This is a genomic window from Pseudanabaena sp. 'Roaring Creek', from assembly GCF_001402795.1.
GTDB lineage: Bacteria > Cyanobacteriota > Cyanobacteriia > Pseudanabaenales > Pseudanabaenaceae > Pseudanabaena.
In genome coordinates, this window is sequence record NZ_LIRE01000033.1 from 1 (window position 1) to 16,090 (window position 16,090).

The 16,090-nt window shown below is 42.3% G+C and carries 21 protein-coding genes and 1 pseudogene; 9 read left to right on the top strand and 13 right to left on the bottom strand.

Annotated features, from left to right (window positions below; translation table 11 throughout):
* The first annotated feature begins 250 nt into the window (after nucleotides 1-250).
* Nucleotides 251-931 carry a hypothetical protein gene (locus tag AC805_RS00945; RefSeq protein ID WP_055073674.1) on the top strand — a complete coding sequence of 227 codons (681 nt, stop codon included), beginning with the start codon at nucleotides 251-253 and terminating at the stop codon, nucleotides 929-931.
* A 2-nt stretch (nucleotides 932-933) separates the two neighbouring features.
* Here AC805_RS00945 and AC805_RS00950 read toward each other — a convergent pair whose 3' ends face one another.
* From AC805_RS00950 to AC805_RS00975, 6 genes are all read right to left on the bottom strand, one after another.
* Complete coding sequence (locus AC805_RS00950; RefSeq protein ID WP_055073675.1) at nucleotides 934-2,562, bottom strand: Hsp70 family protein; 1,629 nt, start codon at nucleotides 2,560-2,562, stop codon at nucleotides 934-936.
* A 108-nt stretch (nucleotides 2,563-2,670) separates the two neighbouring features.
* On the bottom strand, nucleotides 2,671-3,270 hold the full coding sequence (locus AC805_RS00955; RefSeq protein WP_055073676.1) for a Uma2 family endonuclease: 600 nt from the start codon (nucleotides 3,268-3,270) through the stop codon (nucleotides 2,671-2,673).
* Between the two features lie 49 nt (nucleotides 3,271-3,319).
* Nucleotides 3,320-3,712 carry a HEPN domain-containing protein gene (locus AC805_RS26650; RefSeq protein ID WP_072143486.1) on the bottom strand — a complete coding sequence of 131 codons (393 nt, stop codon included), beginning with the start codon at nucleotides 3,710-3,712 and terminating at the stop codon, nucleotides 3,320-3,322.
* A complete protein-coding gene (locus AC805_RS00965; RefSeq protein WP_055073677.1) occupies nucleotides 3,709-4,038 on the bottom strand; it encodes a nucleotidyltransferase domain-containing protein in 330 nt (109 codons plus the stop codon). The genes AC805_RS26650 and AC805_RS00965 overlap by 4 nt, the downstream gene beginning before the upstream one ends.
* On the bottom strand, nucleotides 4,035-4,433 hold the full coding sequence (locus AC805_RS00970) for a hypothetical protein (RefSeq protein WP_055073678.1): 399 nt from the start codon (nucleotides 4,431-4,433) through the stop codon (nucleotides 4,035-4,037). Before AC805_RS00970 ends, AC805_RS00965 begins: the two co-directional genes overlap by 4 nt.
* Complete coding sequence (locus AC805_RS00975; RefSeq protein ID WP_197278595.1) at nucleotides 4,430-6,616, bottom strand: lipopolysaccharide assembly protein LapB; 2,187 nt, start codon at nucleotides 6,614-6,616, stop codon at nucleotides 4,430-4,432. Before AC805_RS00975 ends, AC805_RS00970 begins: the two co-directional genes overlap by 4 nt.
* Before the next feature lie 357 nt (nucleotides 6,617-6,973).
* Here AC805_RS00975 and AC805_RS00980 point away from each other — a divergent pair, with 357 nt between their 5' ends.
* The 7 genes and pseudogenes from AC805_RS00980 (at nucleotide 6,974) to AC805_RS01000 (ending at nucleotide 9,347) form a co-directional block, all read left to right on the top strand.
* Nucleotides 6,974-7,429, top strand: coding sequence for a DUF29 domain-containing protein (locus AC805_RS00980; protein ID WP_055073680.1), 456 nt, complete (start codon nucleotides 6,974-6,976; stop codon nucleotides 7,427-7,429).
* Nucleotides 7,430-7,450: 21 nt separating this feature from the next.
* The gene (locus tag AC805_RS00985; RefSeq protein ID WP_055073681.1) at nucleotides 7,451-7,843 is read left to right on the top strand and encodes a type II toxin-antitoxin system HicB family antitoxin; all 393 of its coding nucleotides are present in this window, start codon (nucleotides 7,451-7,453) and stop codon (nucleotides 7,841-7,843) included.
* Entirely contained in the window at nucleotides 7,840-8,292 is a 453-nt protein-coding gene (locus tag AC805_RS00990; RefSeq protein ID WP_055073682.1) for a DUF29 domain-containing protein, read from the top strand. Before AC805_RS00985 ends, AC805_RS00990 begins: the two co-directional genes overlap by 4 nt.
* Before the next feature lie 18 nt (nucleotides 8,293-8,310).
* Nucleotides 8,311-8,568 (top strand): type II toxin-antitoxin system HicB family antitoxin, encoded by a 258-nt coding sequence (locus tag AC805_RS00995; RefSeq protein ID WP_055073683.1) that lies wholly within the window; start codon nucleotides 8,311-8,313, stop codon nucleotides 8,566-8,568.
* Between the two features lie 12 nt (nucleotides 8,569-8,580).
* Nucleotides 8,581-8,709, top strand: a pseudogene (locus tag AC805_RS25095) (toxin-antitoxin system HicB family antitoxin); the annotation flags it as partial.
* A 127-nt stretch (nucleotides 8,710-8,836) separates the two neighbouring features.
* Nucleotides 8,837-9,013: a hypothetical protein gene (locus AC805_RS25340; RefSeq protein WP_156341269.1), complete on the top strand. Its 177-nt coding sequence runs from the start codon at nucleotides 8,837-8,839 to the stop codon at nucleotides 9,011-9,013.
* A gap of 109 nt (nucleotides 9,014-9,122) precedes the next feature.
* The gene (locus AC805_RS01000; RefSeq protein WP_156341270.1) at nucleotides 9,123-9,347 is read left to right on the top strand and encodes a hypothetical protein; all 225 of its coding nucleotides are present in this window, start codon (nucleotides 9,123-9,125) and stop codon (nucleotides 9,345-9,347) included.
* On the opposite strand, the gene AC805_RS01005 is transcribed toward AC805_RS01000, so the two are convergent.
* From AC805_RS01005 to AC805_RS01020, 4 genes are all read right to left on the bottom strand, one after another.
* A complete protein-coding gene (locus tag AC805_RS01005; RefSeq protein WP_055073685.1) occupies nucleotides 9,344-9,715 on the bottom strand; it encodes a type II toxin-antitoxin system RelE/ParE family toxin in 372 nt (123 codons plus the stop codon). The genes AC805_RS01000 and AC805_RS01005 overlap by 4 nt on opposite strands.
* Nucleotides 9,705-9,971, bottom strand: a complete 267-nt coding sequence (locus AC805_RS01010; protein WP_055073686.1) for a hypothetical protein — start codon at nucleotides 9,969-9,971, stop codon at nucleotides 9,705-9,707. Before AC805_RS01010 ends, AC805_RS01005 begins: the two co-directional genes overlap by 11 nt.
* A gap of 173 nt (nucleotides 9,972-10,144) precedes the next feature.
* Complete coding sequence (locus tag AC805_RS01015; RefSeq protein ID WP_055073687.1) at nucleotides 10,145-10,603, bottom strand: hypothetical protein; 459 nt, start codon at nucleotides 10,601-10,603, stop codon at nucleotides 10,145-10,147.
* Complete coding sequence (locus AC805_RS01020; RefSeq protein WP_055073688.1) at nucleotides 10,600-10,896, bottom strand: hypothetical protein; 297 nt, start codon at nucleotides 10,894-10,896, stop codon at nucleotides 10,600-10,602. Before AC805_RS01020 ends, AC805_RS01015 begins: the two co-directional genes overlap by 4 nt.
* A gap of 630 nt (nucleotides 10,897-11,526) precedes the next feature.
* Here AC805_RS01020 and AC805_RS01025 point away from each other — a divergent pair.
* Complete coding sequence (locus AC805_RS01025; RefSeq protein WP_055073689.1) at nucleotides 11,527-13,698, top strand: glutamine synthetase III; 2,172 nt, start codon at nucleotides 11,527-11,529, stop codon at nucleotides 13,696-13,698.
* An 88-nt stretch (nucleotides 13,699-13,786) separates the two neighbouring features.
* On the opposite strand, the gene AC805_RS01030 is transcribed toward AC805_RS01025, so the two are convergent.
* The 3 genes from AC805_RS01030 to AC805_RS27055 form a co-directional block, all read right to left on the bottom strand.
* Nucleotides 13,787-14,389, bottom strand: a complete 603-nt coding sequence (locus AC805_RS01030; RefSeq protein WP_055073690.1) for a TVP38/TMEM64 family protein — start codon at nucleotides 14,387-14,389, stop codon at nucleotides 13,787-13,789.
* Complete coding sequence (arsM, locus tag AC805_RS01035) at nucleotides 14,389-15,357, bottom strand: arsenosugar biosynthesis arsenite methyltransferase ArsM (RefSeq protein WP_055073691.1); 969 nt, start codon at nucleotides 15,355-15,357, stop codon at nucleotides 14,389-14,391. Before arsM ends, AC805_RS01030 begins: the two co-directional genes overlap by 1 nt.
* Nucleotides 15,358-15,651: 294 nt before the next feature.
* Nucleotides 15,652-15,777 carry a hypothetical protein gene (locus AC805_RS27055; RefSeq protein WP_269433539.1) on the bottom strand — a complete coding sequence of 42 codons (126 nt, stop codon included), beginning with the start codon at nucleotides 15,775-15,777 and terminating at the stop codon, nucleotides 15,652-15,654.
* Between the last annotated feature and the right edge of the window lie 313 nt (nucleotides 15,778-16,090).

Here is a 16,090-nt window from a genome sequence, read left to right on the forward strand (position 1 = left end):
TAAGTAGTTCGGCATAATTAAAAACCAAAACCAGAGAGCATACCGCCCGCTGCGCGGGCGGTATGCTCTTCTAGGTTTTAAGTTTACTTACGCCAAGCTAATTAGCTTGGTCTAATTAGCTTGGTCTAATTAGCTTGATTGGCGATCGCCATAATGCTTAAGACAAGCTTGGTAATTTAGCGCTAGAATCTAAAACAAATTGGATATCGCGCTAACTGAGGCGCAAATTTCAAAAATACATAAAATTTGCATGAAAAAAACTTGGGCGATCGCCATAATTGCTTTGTCTTACTTCGGTATCAGCACCGCAGCCTATGGTGATGCCAAAATTTCGCGACGGGCGAGCGAGCTAGAAATCGATCGCCAAGTGATCGATAGCAGCCCAGTATTAAGACGTTGGCTGGACAATCCCCCCGACCTTTTAGAAGATATTTATAGAATCCCCAGCTTTAACACAAAACTCAACATTGGTTTGACATCCCGCAATAATTCCCTAGGGGTGAATGCTGGGGTTGAAGATTTATTTGTGGGGCATTCTCCTTTGACGATCGGTGGAAGCTATCAGACTGAGTTTAGCGGTCGAGAAAGTGAGCTTCAGGCAAATATTCGCTACTATATGCTGCCCTTGGGTTCCTATTGGAACCTTGCCCCGATTATCGGTTATCGTCAGTTCAATCAACTAGACCGTCCTCAAATTTCGGGGCTAGATGTGGGTTTACAAGGGGTTTTAGTCCTGTCACCCCATAGTTCAGATTTGCGACTCAGCCATGTCTTTACTTCCCCCAATGGCAATTTGGAAATGAGCACCACTACCCTATCGACGAGTTATGCCATTACTAATAATTTACGTTTGGGTACCAAAATTGAATGGCGGCGATCGCCCTTAATCTATGACAGTCGTGTGGGCTTTTCATTAGAGTTGGCGCTCTAGAATTATTGCAACTTCGCCACGGGGTAGTCGGTTAGTAACTGGCGTTGGTTAATTAGATCGATCGCGGTGATGAGTAATTCGCGTTTGGCACTAATGCTAAATAGAACTTTTAGGCGATCGCAATCGGGTTGTCCCAAGGGATCGAGCATGGCGATCGCTTGGGGGATTCCCTCTCCACTCGCATCGGTCTGGAGGGGTTGAAAGTTTTCTTTTGCCTTTGGCTCAAACTGCATAATTAGGCGATCGCCCTCAAAACTAACCTCGGCTCCACCGAGGGGACGGCTTTCCAATTCTCCAATCGTTAACGCAATTTCGGTCTGATTGGGTTGAGTGGCTCGGAGCACTAACTCGACGGGGCGACGGGTGGGATAGACTTGACCACTCCGAAATAAAGGTTGATATTTCCATTGCGAGGTTCCCCGATCCCAATATCGAATTGCATAGGAATGGAAAAGATAATCTTGTAAGCTTACGCCTTGGCTGAGTCTTAACGCACCATGGGCGATCGCTTCAAAGGGTTTATGACTATATACCTTTCCCATTTTAAAATAGTCTTCTACAAACAACCGCACCGATGGAATTAACGTGCAACCACCAACTAAAAGAATGGTTTTAATATCCCCCTTCAAGATGCCCTTATTAAAAGCGCGATTGACTAACTCATCGATCGCCAGTTGGAGAACTCGGTAAAAGCCTTTGCTTTGGAGCAATTGCTCTAATTGCTTCCTTGTATAGGTAATCTCGGTCGTGGATTGGGTTGTGATATCAAAAAAGACTTCCGAAGCAGTTTCGCTTTCCGATAGTTGGATTTTAATTCTTTCCATCAAGAACTTCAGCATACTCAGGTTAGTTTCCTTGCCTTCCGCGTCGGACTCATGGCTGTCTAGATAGTCTTGCATTAACCATCGATCGATATCTTCACCACCAACCGTATATCCAGTTTTGGCGATCGTATCCGCCTGATATTCAGTCCATAAAGGACGATCTCTCCCCACCTGTTCCCCCCATTTGCTGATATTCTCACTCTGAGGCAGGCGGACTAGAGCCAAGTCTAATGTGCCACCGCCAAAATCAATCGCTAATACTAAAGAGCCTGCTGCGTGCGCCTCATAGCCTAGGGCTGCCGCTGTCGGTTCATCGATAACCCGAATTAGTGGGGCAGTTAATGTGGGGAGATTGGGGGCAAATATGCTCGCACCTGATTCCTCTAGCCAACGTAAATATTTTTCGTAAGCTTGCACTGGTGCGGTGAGGATGATTTCGGATGGGAAAATCTGTTGCGATCGCAATTCTTCAGATAATTTGCGTAAAAATTGACTCCCCAACCATGCGGGCGTAATTTTAATACCATCAAGTTTAGGTACGTAATTTACATTCGCCACCAACCGTCGCTTGATTTGGGTAAATAATCTGGGTTGGGCACAGTCTTTACCGCGATCGATTACCCTTTGCCCGATTTCCACAAGTTCTAATTTGGCATTCTGCACATACACCAGTGAAGGAACGAGGCAATCTAGAGGAAAAGGACGACTGAAATTCTCAAAGTTAATGTTTTCAGGGCGATCGGTGGCAATATTCCATCGCGCAATCACGGTGTTACTACTTCCAAAGTCAATAGCGATCGCATTCATGCCTGATCCTTCCCACTTCTAAATATTTATTGATTCGCCAATTCAAGGATGAAATGCAACCGTATCTGATTATGTAATTAAACCTTGTTGTGGCAATCATAATTTACCTCATGAGATGGGAGGGAGGATCGAAGTTAATGCGATCGCAAAATCAGGAAATGCTAAAGGCGAGGCTTGGTTTGGCTCAGTAAGAATAAGATGCTCGGTGTAACCTGTCGGCGTTGGTTTACGAAAGATATGCAATTGACGTTTTTCGGGAGCCAGAACCCAGTAGTCAGCGATACCAGCCTTGGCATAGAGTTTATCTTTGATTTCACAATCCTGTTTTAGTGTGGAGTCGGCAACTTCTACGACAAGATAAATTTGTTCAGGACTTGGATGTTGTTCAACATAATCTAAAACTGTCCCTTTGACGATCGCTAAATCTGGTTCTGGTTCTGAGAAATCATCTAGGTGAATTGGATCTTGGGTGCGAACTAATGCCAAATCGCCAAGGCGATCACGCAAAACATTGGCAAGTAAATGTAATGATGTGACGTGGGGCGTTCCTTTGGCTGTCATTATCGTGATTTGTCCAGTAATTAGTTCTGTGCGATCACCATTGAGAAGCCCCAACTCACTCATGCGATGATAATCCTGCACTGTCCAACGCTTAAGATTTGCTGGCTCTATGGTGATGACTGTTTGGGGGATGTTTGCAAGAGTCATGATCTTAGACAGTCAGTAATATTTGACATCTCCTATTTTATACCTTGAGTTAGCGGCGATCGCCAAAAAGCTCTTGTAACACTTGCTCTACTTCAGCCACAAAAGCCTTTGCTTGTTCTAAGATTTTTTCTGCTTCTGCTAATGTGCCAGTAAATTCTGCATCGTAGTCGCTCAATTGTCTAAGGTCGTAGGCTGCTTTTAAAGTATTTGACCATTCTGGAGAGAATTGTCCTGTTTTTACAAAATGTAGGCTAAATAAACGAATCAGTCCTTTATGGGTTGATGTATCTATGTTTTGAGACAATAATAATGCTTGGGCTGCATAGTACATGGAGTAGTAGGAACGGGAAATACTGGTACGATAATGCTCTCTCTCAAGTAAAAGTGTGGCTATGTCTATTTCTTCCAGTGCCAAAGAAAATAGCTTCTTAAATTCATTCATAGTTCAATTCCTTCTCTTTGAATATTTCTCAATAAAGCAACATCTTTAGCATTAAATCGATCTTCACTGATCGGAATGATGGAGACAAGCTCATCGTAGTCCAGTAGAATTTTGACGCAAAGTTCAGACGTATAGGATATTTCTTGCACTTGAGATACTGGGCTTTTGAGTACGGCGAGTAAGTCAATATCTGAGTCGGGATTAGCTTCGCCTCTGGCATGGGAACCGAATAAGATTAACTTGACAAGGCGATCGCCATATAGTTCCTTTAAGCCTAGTTTTAATTCGTGCAATGTTGGCTGGATACTGTTTAAAGTTATACTCATTTGATCGCTCCGCGTTTGACGCTTTCATTTAGGGCTTGGGCTTTGCGGAGTAGTCCTGCCTGATAAATTTCCATTAACATTTCTAGCTCGGATTGCTCGGCTGTGGTCAGGGTTCTTTCTTGTTGGGTTTGTAAGAGTTGACTTAATCTTTGATCTTGAGATGCTTCCATCTGAAGTTCGGTGAGGGTGATTACTTGTTGATCGCTTAGGGTTGATAGGTGGGCTAAGTTTTGGTTCGGTTCTTGTTTAGGGGATTCGGGTTGAGATGGGGATATTTGGGCGTTGGGAATTGGGATGAAGAGTTCTGTTAGTAGCTTGTCCCTTAGTAATGAGCGATCTTCTTCGGGGAGGGATTTAATTAACTGGGCGATCGAATCGACTAATTGAGTATTCATTGTATGTTTCCTCCAAAGGCTTTGTTAACTCTTTCGATTTGTTTCGGTGCTTCCATTTGCGCGAAAAGTTTTAGTGCTTTTGCTTTATATTCTTCTACTTGGTCATGTTCTCCCATTGCCTGATATGTTAGCCCAAGTTGGAAATACGCTTCTGCAAGGTCACATATAGCACCTATTTTTTCTAGTATCTCAATTGATAAGAGATGATTGTCAACTGCTTTTTTGATTTCTCCATTCCTACGATAAATCTCAGCTAAGCCATTGATTGCCTTACCTTCAACTTGTCTATAATTACTTTCTTTTGCATATTTAATAGCGTGATTAAACATAACTTCTGCCTTTGTAAACTCACCAAGAATTTGATATGTCATTCCAAAAAATAATGGATTATATCCCTGACTCATTGAATCGGAAGAAGGAGTTAAAATTTTTCTATAGCCTAATTCAGCCAAACAATATGCTCTTCTCTGTAATCCAATTTTTGAACTTGCTAAAGCTAACACTGATAAAGTATTATTGATAGTATCATTTTCATACTCACCGTTTGCATACAAATCACCAAACTTATAGATTTTCGATACTTGTTTGCACAAATTATTAAGTAGATCAAAAGCTCTTTTGAATTCCATAATCTCTATATAGCAACGCCCCTGATTAAACAAGGAACGTCTAATCAATCTTTTTGCCCAGAATTGTATTTCTAGAGTATTATTATCTTCTTGCAAAACTTTTTCAGCAAACAAACCAGACTTTTTATGGTAATCAATAGCTATATTTATCTGACCAGTAAGTAAGTACAAATCTCCTAGAGTATTGTACATATGACTAAGAGTATAACTTGATTTTATAAATTCTTTGATTGAGTCGATTGCATGAATCATCTGCTGAAGTAGACCTAATCTATAAAAGGATTTACAGAGCTTTTCACCATTGTCCCATTTGTTTTTTCTGATTTTAACCAAAGTGTTTCCTGCGTGAGAAAAATCTTTGATTGCAGTATAATGATGATATGCCTCAAATGCGATTAAAGCATCAACTATTGTTTCAATTTCATGTACTTTTCCTGTCCAAAAATCAGCAGCTTTTCGATTTGCTAACTCCCAATCTATTTTATTGTTTAATAAACATGATTTTGCAGATTCTCGAACAGCAGGATGTAAATAATATTCTACTTTAACTTCAATTAAAGAACTTTTACTTAGATAATGTACAACACAAGCTTTTCGAGATTCAGACACATCCCACAACAAACAAATCAACCCTTCAAAAGGAACAGTTTTTACATCTTGATAGCGATAGCAACCCATCCGACAGAGCAAATTATAAGCATCAAGTTTATTATCTCGCAACCAATCCATTTCCATTGAAATCAAAGTTTCTAGTTCCGAATCCGCCAGCAAAGCATCCTTGTATCGACTCCAATAGGCTCCAATATTGCCATCAAAACGGTTCTTAATCGCCCCATGTAGAATATCCATTACCTTCGCATTACCGTTATAGGCATCACGCATCTGCAATAACGTCTCAGAATCTACCCCACTCTCACAATCATGGAAATATTGCTGCCATGCCGTAATGTCTAGCCCCTCCAGTGAATACTCATGTACTCTCGCTCGTGTTGTAATCAGCGATCGCCGACTGGTGATCAGCGTAAACGAAAAGACATCGCGATCGCCCAACACCGCCAACAAAGTATCATAGCCGCGCAACTTCTCCCGAAAGCGATAGTTCTCATCTAGTGCAGGTTCAAGGTTATCAATTAGCACTCCGATAGGATTTGCCCGATCCCCTAACTTCTCTCGCAAAATATCCAGATTAATCCCAAAATCGCGACTAGGTTCCTCATCAAAATCCTTCCGCAAGATTTGTGACACCTTCTCTTCCGCAGGCGTAACATTCCCCGACTCCAAACCCATCTCTATCCGAATCACTTTTTTGAAATACGTCTGCAAAAACTCCCGCGCTAATGTTGACTTACCAATGCCCGCCCCAGCTTTGATTAAGACGATCTTAGCTTGTCTGCTCAGGTTAGCGAGATTAGTTAGATCGCGATCGCGTCCAATAAACTCAAGGGTTAATTCTGGGATTGATTCGGGAGTAGAGATATTTTGAGAATTAGTTGAGAGTTGTGGGCGATCGCTCGAATTACCATCTACCCAATCTGGATAAATACTAGGATGCACCTGAAAATCCTTACAGTGCTTGCGAAACAAAAGCACAAGATGTTGACGCTGCTCCTTTTTACCCTTTGCAACCGTACCAAAGTGCTTGCAAATCTCACCAATTTTGCGCGTAGCCGTTGAGCGATCCTTACCTAAAGCCGTGGCAACCTCTCCATCAGACTTAGCCTTAATTAACCACAATTGCAACACCGCCCATCGTTCAGCATTAGCAGGACTTTTCAGTTCTTCAAATTTCTCTAAAAACTGCTGTTTTTCCATCTTGCCCTGTCACTAAGCCCTTGTGTCTGACAATGGCTATGATACTATGCCATCATAGAAAAGTTAAGCGATCGCACCAATAGCAACGGAATAAAGATCATGACTCAGGCAATGGTCAAGCAAACACTTTATGACACCGATCTCAACCTGTGGTTAGAGACAGTAATCTCCCAATTGCGATCGGGTGATTTACAAAATGTTGACATTGAAAATTTAATAGAGGAGTTAGAAGGTTTGGCAGGTAGAGATCGGCGCGAGCTTAAAAATCGTCTTACCGTGTTAGTGGAACATATTCTCAAACGTTGCTATGTGAATATGCCAAACGAATTTCGAGGATGGGAGAAAACGATCAGACAACAGCGATCGGAATTGAAGGAGTTATTAAGTCAATCTCCTAGCCTCAAACGCTACTTAGATCAACGTTTTGATGATGCTTTTAAAGATGCTCTAATTGAAGTAAGAGATGAGTACTCACCAAAGGGCTATCAGATCCCTAATACATGGCAATTCAACCGCGATCTTGTTTCGATTTTGAATAAAGAATTTTGGAAATGATAGTTTTTACATTTAGGAAAGATGACAATAACTAAATCCAATAAATCAACTTCTCAATGTCAATCTTTAGACGATCATCTCAAACTCACCTATCCCATCACTTTCTATCCCGATCCTGATGGTGGCTATGTTGCCGAAATCAAAGACCTAAACGGATGCCTCACTCAGGGCGAAACCATCGAAGCCGCCGCAACTAATATCAACGAAGCCCGTGAGCTATGGATAGAGACTGCCTACGAATACGGTGATGAAATTCCGTTACCTAGTTCCGAATCTGAATATAGCGGTAAACTTATGCTGCGGATGCCCAAAGGTTTACATCATCGCCTAGCCACTCTAGCCAAAAACGAAGGCGTAAGTCTCAATCAATATCTTCTCTTCCTACTCAGTTCTGCTACAGGAAATTTACAATGACTCAAACAGTTACCAAACAAATACTTTACGAAACCGATCTCAACCTGTGGCTAGAGACTGTCATCTCCCAATTGCGATCGGGTGATTTGGAAAATGTTGATATTGAAAATTTGATAGAGGAGTTAGATGGTTTGGCAGGTAGAGATAAACGAGAGATTGTCAGTCGTCTTAAAACTCTCATTGAGCATATTCTCAAACGTTGTTATGTCGATATGCCCAATGAGTTTAGAGGATGGGAAGTAACAATTAGAACTCAAAGATTTGAATTAGAACAAATTCTCGAACAATCACCAAGCCTCAAGCGTCACTTTATCGACAACTTTGATAAATGCTTTAAGGTTGCACTTCAGAATGTACGAGGTGAATATTCACAGTATCCATTTCTTGATACATGGCAATTTAGCCGCGATGTTGACTCAATTTTGACTGCCAAATTTTGGAAAATCTAAATTCCGAGAATTGGAAAGATGACAATAACTAAACCCAATAAATCAACTTCTCAGCGTCATTCTCTAGACTATTACCTCAAACTCACCTATCCCATTACCTTTTATCCCGATCCTGATGGTGGCTATGTTGCCGAAATCAAAGACTTAAACGGCTGTCTCACTCAAGGCGAAACCATCGAAGAAGCCATTACAAATATCAACGAAGCCCGTGAGCTATGGATAGAAACCGCCTACGAATACGGCGATGAAATTCCCTTACCTAGTTCCGAATTTTGATATGGCGGTAAACTCATGCTGCGGATGCCCAAAGGTCTGCATCACCGCCTAGCTACTCTAGCCAAAAGCGAAGGCGTAAGTCTCAATCAATATCTCCTCTTCCTACTCAGTTCTGCCACAGGTAAATCTGCATTGCACTAGACAAATCATGTGTATCCTTGCACATCACCTCATAACGGTGCATTTTTGCATATTTGTCAGCAATCCGAAGTACTCAACCTAATATAAATTTGTCGCTATGAATGAGTAATTCAGGAGAGAACAAATTATGAAACGCAGATATATCGCAAATCTGTTCAACATTCTTGTTGCTGTAATGACTGTATCTACTCCTTCGAGTACCCACGAAAGATATTGCGCTTCCAGAATTTCTCAAGATCAGACTTGGTTAGTTTTGAGCGTTAATATTCCACTCCATCAAGTCTATCGCAAACTTCCACATTAGATCGTTACATGAATTTAATGGGAGCAAGACTGAGTGCTAAAGTCCTTGCTCCTTCTCAAAATATGGATAACAAAACATTGTTGCAAACTAACTGCGGGTTGATATGGTTATGTTTAAACTTACAATTACACTTTTAAAACTCTTTGCGCTCTTCATGTTTGGTATATTTCTCGCATTCCCCATATCAGCCATGTGTGGCGCGATCGCCCTCTTCTTCTCTTATCTCCCCCTAATCTGGCAAATCCTCTGGCGGACAGGGCTAGGGTTAATGATGCTGACTGCGATCGCCTTGTTTCTCGAAGCCTTAAACAATGGCGTAAACCGTAATTCCTAAATTTCTGATTGTTCTTGCTGTCGCTTGAAAGCCTCCACAATTTCCTCAATCTCCGTAGTTGAGATACTTGACTGATCGGATTTAGCATAAATGGCTAACAAAATAACCCTAGTAGGAATTTCAACCTGATAAATGAGTCGATAACCAGCACTTTTGCCCTTTAGGATATCGCTATTCTTGACCCGCACTTTAAAAACAACAATATTCAATCCCGATAGGCGATCGCCTAAAACTTCTCCAGACTGTAACTGTTCGATCACAGGTTGCACATCTGAGCGAATTTTGCGATAGCGTTTAAACAGGCTCCGAAATTGTCGTTCAAAGGTTCCCGAAGTTTCAACTTGAATAACTGGCTGATTAGATGCCATCAAGACTATCCCAAAGTTGAGAAATTGGCTTTGTTTGTCCTGTCTTTACCTCATGTAGTGCTCTATGAAGACTAGCCGCAACTTGTTCTGGACTTGGCTCGAATACTTCATCCTGATCTTCTAAATCAATATCTAAAAACTCTTCAATCAAAACAATTACCCTAACTTTTGGCTGTTTCGGCAAATTTTTCAGATGCGTAGGTAACTCAAGTTTCCCGTCAGGTGTAATCGTAGTAGAAAATTCGTAAGCTTTCATAGTTTCTATGACAACAGTTAATCTTCAGAATAACAAATTAGATAGCTTACTCTGCACCTATCTCCCCCTCATCTAGCAAATCCTCTGGCGCACAGGGCTAGGGTTAATGATGCTGACAGCGATCGCCTTATTTATCGAAGCCTTAAAAAGCGAAAAAAATAACCTCTAAATTTTCAGTTCTGCAAATATTTTTTCACAAAATCTTCTGGAGTTAAACATTCAAACTCCTTAGTCTCACTAACCAAACTCCGAATCAATTTATGGTTAGCAGAAACAAAACACTGTGCTTCCCCTTTACTTGCTGTCAAATAAACTCCAACATCTTCACGGGGAATAACTCCCAATGATTCTATATTGGCTAAATCCTCAGCTTCGAGATAAACATTATAAATGTTGAAATTTTGCCATATACTCGCTACGATCTGACCTCCCCAATCCTTATTCTGTAACCGTTTAGCAACGCGTAAAATTTGATCGAATAACTCTTCAGAGACAATAACCTCAACCGAGTTGTCTTTTCTTCCCTTAAAGCCAGCCCATACCAAAATCTCACGTTCAGCACTACTCGAATCTGCAACACCAATAATATAAACATTTGTATCAAAAAAGATGCGCTTAGGAAGATCCTTCATGGCATTTTAAAATTCTCTCTTTCCTCCACTATTTCCCTTTTAACTTCGCGCACTAGTTCAATAATTTTGTCTTTGGAATTATAACCAGAATCTCTTAATGATTTTTGAACTGACTGCTGTAAATCTTCTAATGGAAGAATCGGTAAATTAGCTGCAACTTGAGAAGGACTTAAAACGGCTAACTCAAGTATATATTTTAATTCAGCCTGAAGAGATCGCCCACGGAGAAACGCTTGCTTTTCCAACTTCTTGATTACAATAGGATCTAAATCAGCAATAACTACCTTAGTCATATCTAAACCACAGTCCAATGATTAAATATGTTTTGAGTATATCATCATCTATATAGTTGAACACCCTCCTCCTCTTTTACCTCCCAATCATCTGTTATACAAATTCCCAAAATGGCGTTGCCATTTTGGGAATCTCAAAACCTTACGGGGATTGGTGTTTAATTCACAAAAGTGTTGTCACACTTTCGTGAATTGGTATTAGACAGGATTAGGATTAATGATGCTGACAGAGATCGCCTTATTTATCCAAGGGTTGAGAAATGGAGAAGCCTGTGATTCCTAAATTTTTGTGAGCCAATAGCCAGCTCTTTTACCCTTTTGTCTATCGCTATTTTTACCCGTACATTGATATTACCTTCCCACCAAAGAAATAGACATACAAAAACAAGAATTAGCATTGCGGCGCAAAGCACCGCAACGCTAATTTTTCACTGAGAAGGGAGTAAGAACAGCCAAAAGTATTGCCAATTCATGAATATTGCCTGAAAATTAAGGGACAATTGATGTCGTCAAAAATTTTGTGCGCGTTTATACCAATCAAACGCGATCAATTCGGTATCTTTTTTAGCCATTTGATAAATATATCTTGCGTATGATTATAAAAACCTGACAATACTCCCTAAAATAATCATGAGCGGAAACGAGTCACGCATTCAAGCTATTTATCAGATCACCAATCGCGAACCAATGCCCAAAAAAGCACCGAAGCGCTTGGAAGAACTGTGGGCAACCGATGTGTTTACTCTGAGCAAGATGCAAGAATGTCTACCCAAGACAGTTTTTAAATCGATCAAGAAGACAATTCAAACTGGCGAACCTCTTGATGTCTCAGTAGCCGACGCGATCGCCTTAGCAATGAAAGATTGGGCAATCTCTAAAGGTGCATTATATTACGCCCACGTCTTTTATCCTCTAACCAACGCAACAGCCGAAAAGCATGATGGCTTTATCTCCGTCCAGAGCGACGGTTCGGCAATTTCAGAATTTGCAGGCAAATTACTCGTCCAAGGCGAACCCGATGGATCTTCGTTCCCCAATGGCGGTATTCGCTCCACCTTTGAAGCACGCGGTTACACCGCATGGGATGTAACCAGTCCTGCATACATCATGGAAACCGATAATGGTTCCACCCTTTGCATCCCCACAGTTTTTGTCTCTTGGACTGGCGAAGCTCTAGACAAGAAAACCCCACTATTACGTTCCAATGCAGCAATGAACAAAGCTGCAACCAAGGTTTTGAAAATTTTGGGCGAGAAGGAAATTGCTCCCGTTAACTCTAGCTGTGGTGCAGAACAAGAATATTTCTTGGTGGACTTGAACTTCGCCAATGCTCGTCCCGATCTACTGCTTGCAGGAAGAACTCTATTTGGCAAGCCTTCGGCTAAAGGACAGCAATTTGATGACCATTACTTCGGAGCGATTCCAGAACGTGTACAAGTATTCATGCAAGATGTGGAAGAGCGTCTCTATCGCCTTGGCATTCCTGCTAAAACTCGTCACAATGAGGTAGCCCCTGGACAATTTGAAATTGCTCCCGTATTTGAAGCTGCGAACGTAGCAACGGATCACCAACAAATGATCATGACCATGCTGCGATTCACCGCTAAAAAGCATGGCTTTGTTTGCTTGCTTCATGAAAAACCCTTCGCAGGTATTAATGGTTCTGGTAAGCACGTTAACTGGTCGGTTGGCAATGCAACTCAGGGTAATCTACTCGATCCTGGTGATACCCCCCACTCCAATGCCCAGTTCCTCGTATTCTGTGGTGCGGTCATTCGCGGGATTCACAAGTATGGTCCTCTGTTGCGCTCGGTTGTTGCCACTGCGGGTAACGACCACCGCTTGGGTGCTAACGAAGCTCCTCCCGCAATTATCTCCGTTTATCTCGGTTCTCAACTTGAAGATGTATTCGAGCAAATTCGTCAAGGTGAACTGAAGAGTTCGACGGGCAAGGGCTTGATGAATATTGGTGTAGATACTCTGCCCATCCTGCCTACCGATCCTGGCGATCGCAACCGTACTTCACCCTTTGCTTTCACTGGCAACCGTTTTGAATTCCGCGCGGTGGGTTCTGGGCAATCCGTGGCTGGTCCTCTCGTTGCCATGAATACCATCTTGGCAGATTCCTTAAACTGGATCGCAGAAAAGCTCGAAGCCGAACTAGCAAAGGGATTGAGCCTAAGTACTGCAATTACAACAGTTCTCAAGGAAGTGATGGAGCTTCATGGAGCAGTAGTTTTCAATGGCAATGGCTACTCTGAAGAATGGCACAAGCTTGCCGTAGAACGCGGTCTAGCTAACCTACGCACAACTGCCGATGCTCTGCCAGTGCTCAAGGAATCCTACATTGAGGAATTGTTCAGCAAATTGGGAGTGCTATCTCCCGTTGAGCTAGCAAGCCGCTTCGAGACCTATGCTGAGCAGTACATTCTTTCGATCGAGGTAGAAGCGAAACTAGTGGTCAGCATGGTAAAAACCCTGATTTATCCCGCAGCGACCCGTTATCTCGCCGATCTCGGTAATGCTTCCCTCAGCTTGAAGGAAATCGGTGTAGACTTTGATAAAGAAACCATTGAGAAAGTCGCATCCTTGACTAAGTTGGCGATCGATGGCGTAAGCAAGCTCAGCGATGCCCTATCTAAGCATGATTTTGCTTCTATAGAAGAGCATATGCAGTTCCTTTCTCAAACTGTTCGTCCTCTGATGGATGGAATTCGCGGTTACGTCGATGCCTTGGAAGGTGAAGTTGCCGATGACCTATGGCCATTGCCTACATACCAAGAAATGCTTTTCATTAAGTAATTTCTCGTAATTGCTATGTCAGATAAACCCCCAATGGTGGCGCTTCGCACCACCATTGGGGGTTTATGATTTACGACGCTGTCGTTTTTTATTTGATATTTAGTTCGGCGATCGCTTTACTGGCAAGTCTTGTAGCGTATATCGTTACGACAACTGTAGCTACCAACCCAACGATCCGCATTGTCCATTGCAATGCGGGATCTAAGGATGGAGTTTCGCTATCGATACGGGCAAGGTCACCCGCAAGAGAACCGATATAGACATACATCACAGTGGCAGGAATCATCCCGATGGAAGCGATCGCATAGTCCTTTAGACCCACATTGGTAATACCAAAGACGTAATTTAACAAACTAAATGGAAATATCGGGGATAAACGGGTTAAAAACACGATCTTGAAGCCCGATTGAGCGACGGCTTGATCGATCGCCATAAACTGCTGATTACCTTCAATCTTTTTAGCAATCCAATCTCGCGCAAAATAACGTCCGATTAAAAAAGCCGCGATCGCGCCCAAAGTTGCACCGATAAACACATAGATCGATCCCCAAAGCACGCCAAATACTGCTCCTCCTCCTAAGGTCAAAGCTGAACCAGGAATGAATGCGATCGTCGCAATAATATAGGCAACCATGAATGCAAATCCGCCCCAATAGCCAAGATTTTCAATCCAGTGAAAGATGTCTAACATTAGCAACAACCTCCGCCGTTATAATGCCAAGTGGAATTGGTAATAGTTATCTCTTCGGGAAACTTTTCGACAAGTTTTATAGCGGTTTTGTCGCACACCGAAAGGGGATTACCCCTTTGTAAAATATGCCCCGCGCGATCGTCTAAGCAGGAATCAATGCCATGATAAACAGCGGTTTTTCCAGTAAAAACGCAGGCTCCATCGCTAGGAATGGGAACTTTAAAAGATACTGAATCTAAACTCTCCAGCATCAAAGATGTATCGAGAGCGAAGCTATGGGTATCGAGGAGCCGATAGGGACGACGAGCGCGAACTTCTATCTGTCCAAAGCCTGCATTGATGAGGGAGTAGATATACTCATCGTAGGTCATTGCCCCTGACAGACACATAGCTCTTAACCGTTCGTCTGATTGTAAAGAGGCAGGAATCGGACGGGTGGCGATCGGATCGCTCATAATTAATCTTCCCTTGGGCTTGAGAACGCGATAAACTTCCTGCAAAGCCCTCCGTAAATCCTGAGGCTCAAAAATATTGAACAGACAATTCTGGGCAATCACATCGATCGAGGCATCGGGCACAGGGAGGGCGAAAGCATCTCCTGCTAATATTTCTACAAATTCTGGGTCGAACCAATCGTTATCTTGTGCGGCTAGTTGCAGATTTTGTTTCGCGACTTCGCGCATCTCCGCTACGGGATCGATCGCGATGACACTTCCTTTCCGACGACAAAAATAGGCAAATTGGAGGGCTTCCAAACCACCGCCAACCCCAATATAGAGAACCTTAGGATTGCCGCGTAATTCCGTCGGATGGATAGTCGTTCCACAGCCATAATTCATTTGCTGCATGATTTCAGGGATCTTGAGATTGGGAAATTGCAGCGGTGGCGTACTGATGCAACATAGCCCAACCTGAGGAGTCTTCGCAGCCTCTTTATAAAATTCAGCGGTAGTTTCGAGGTAGCTCATGGGGTATCAAATAATCAGCTAATGAACTTTTTTATGCGAATATTGTCTAAACCATAGACTATTTTCCTCACATCAAGCAGCAATTTTACCGTTGTGGTGAAATTGCTTTTTTATATATAGCTACCACCAGTCTTGTTTGGACATAAAACCCAAAATATTGTTGCCGCGCAGAGCGCGGCAACAATATTTTGGGTTTTATGTCCTGATTCAGTTGACGGCGGCTATATAGGCAACGTAAGAGATAGCGAGCGCATCAAAACCGCAAAGATGAATGGCGGCGCAAAGCACCACCATTCATGCGGTAAGCAAAACTTGTTGTGATCGCGATCGCATTAGCTTCACGTACATATCACAAGCAATCAAATCAGCGATCGCTAATTCTCCGTACTCACGATCGCGAATTAGTACAGCCCAAATCACTTACTCCAGCCCGTAAAGCTCCGATACTAAACACATCAAGAATTTACAAATGCAGGAGCAAGACAATGACTGAAATTAACATTGGCGGTTTTATTTTCCAGTCTTACGCTGCGGTGGTGGTGTTTTTATTATTAGTGATTATTCTCTAAAAGCGCCACTTCTCTTCTTGATTTTTAGTTTTGGTGTAACGCAAGCAGCAAAAGCTATATCTTTGGGGCTACAAGGATTGATTCACTTCAATTAGAAATACCTATCTAATACCAATTCCCAAAAGTGTGGCTACACTTTTGGGAATTGAAAACCAAACCCAGTA

Excerpts from the sequence above, each read along its gene's own strand:
- AC805_RS00945 (WP_055073674.1), top strand. The coding sequence starts at position 251 with ATGAAAAAAACTTGGGCGATCGCCATAATTGCTTTGTCTTACTTCGGT.
- AC805_RS00950 (WP_055073675.1), bottom strand. The coding sequence starts at position 2,562 with ATGAATGCGATCGCTATTGACTTTGGAAGTAGTAACACCGTGATTGCG.
- AC805_RS00955 (WP_055073676.1), bottom strand. The coding sequence starts at position 3,270 with ATGACTCTTGCAAACATCCCCCAAACAGTCATCACCATAGAGCCAGCA.
- AC805_RS26650 (WP_072143486.1), bottom strand. The coding sequence starts at position 3,712 with ATGAATGAATTTAAGAAGCTATTTTCTTTGGCACTGGAAGAAATAGAC.
- AC805_RS00965 (WP_055073677.1), bottom strand. The coding sequence starts at position 4,038 with ATGAGTATAACTTTAAACAGTATCCAGCCAACATTGCACGAATTAAAA.
- AC805_RS00970 (WP_055073678.1), bottom strand. The coding sequence starts at position 4,433 with ATGAATACTCAATTAGTCGATTCGATCGCCCAGTTAATTAAATCCCTC.
- AC805_RS00980 (WP_055073680.1), top strand. The coding sequence starts at position 6,974 with ATGACTCAGGCAATGGTCAAGCAAACACTTTATGACACCGATCTCAAC.
- AC805_RS00985 (WP_055073681.1), top strand. The coding sequence starts at position 7,451 with ATGACAATAACTAAATCCAATAAATCAACTTCTCAATGTCAATCTTTA.
- AC805_RS00990 (WP_055073682.1), top strand. The coding sequence starts at position 7,840 with ATGACTCAAACAGTTACCAAACAAATACTTTACGAAACCGATCTCAAC.
- AC805_RS00995 (WP_055073683.1), top strand. The coding sequence starts at position 8,311 with ATGACAATAACTAAACCCAATAAATCAACTTCTCAGCGTCATTCTCTA.
- AC805_RS25340 (WP_156341269.1), top strand. The coding sequence starts at position 8,837 with ATGAAACGCAGATATATCGCAAATCTGTTCAACATTCTTGTTGCTGTA.
- AC805_RS01000 (WP_156341270.1), top strand. The coding sequence starts at position 9,123 with ATGTTTAAACTTACAATTACACTTTTAAAACTCTTTGCGCTCTTCATG.
- AC805_RS01005 (WP_055073685.1), bottom strand. The coding sequence starts at position 9,715 with ATGGCATCTAATCAGCCAGTTATTCAAGTTGAAACTTCGGGAACCTTT.
- AC805_RS01010 (WP_055073686.1), bottom strand. The coding sequence starts at position 9,971 with ATGAAAGCTTACGAATTTTCTACTACGATTACACCTGACGGGAAACTT.
- AC805_RS01015 (WP_055073687.1), bottom strand. The coding sequence starts at position 10,603 with ATGAAGGATCTTCCTAAGCGCATCTTTTTTGATACAAATGTTTATATT.
- AC805_RS01020 (WP_055073688.1), bottom strand. The coding sequence starts at position 10,896 with ATGACTAAGGTAGTTATTGCTGATTTAGATCCTATTGTAATCAAGAAG.
- AC805_RS01025 (WP_055073689.1), top strand. The coding sequence starts at position 11,527 with ATGAGCGGAAACGAGTCACGCATTCAAGCTATTTATCAGATCACCAAT.
- AC805_RS01030 (WP_055073690.1), bottom strand. The coding sequence starts at position 14,389 with ATGTTAGACATCTTTCACTGGATTGAAAATCTTGGCTATTGGGGCGGA.
- arsM (WP_055073691.1), bottom strand. The coding sequence starts at position 15,357 with ATGAGCTACCTCGAAACTACCGCTGAATTTTATAAAGAGGCTGCGAAG.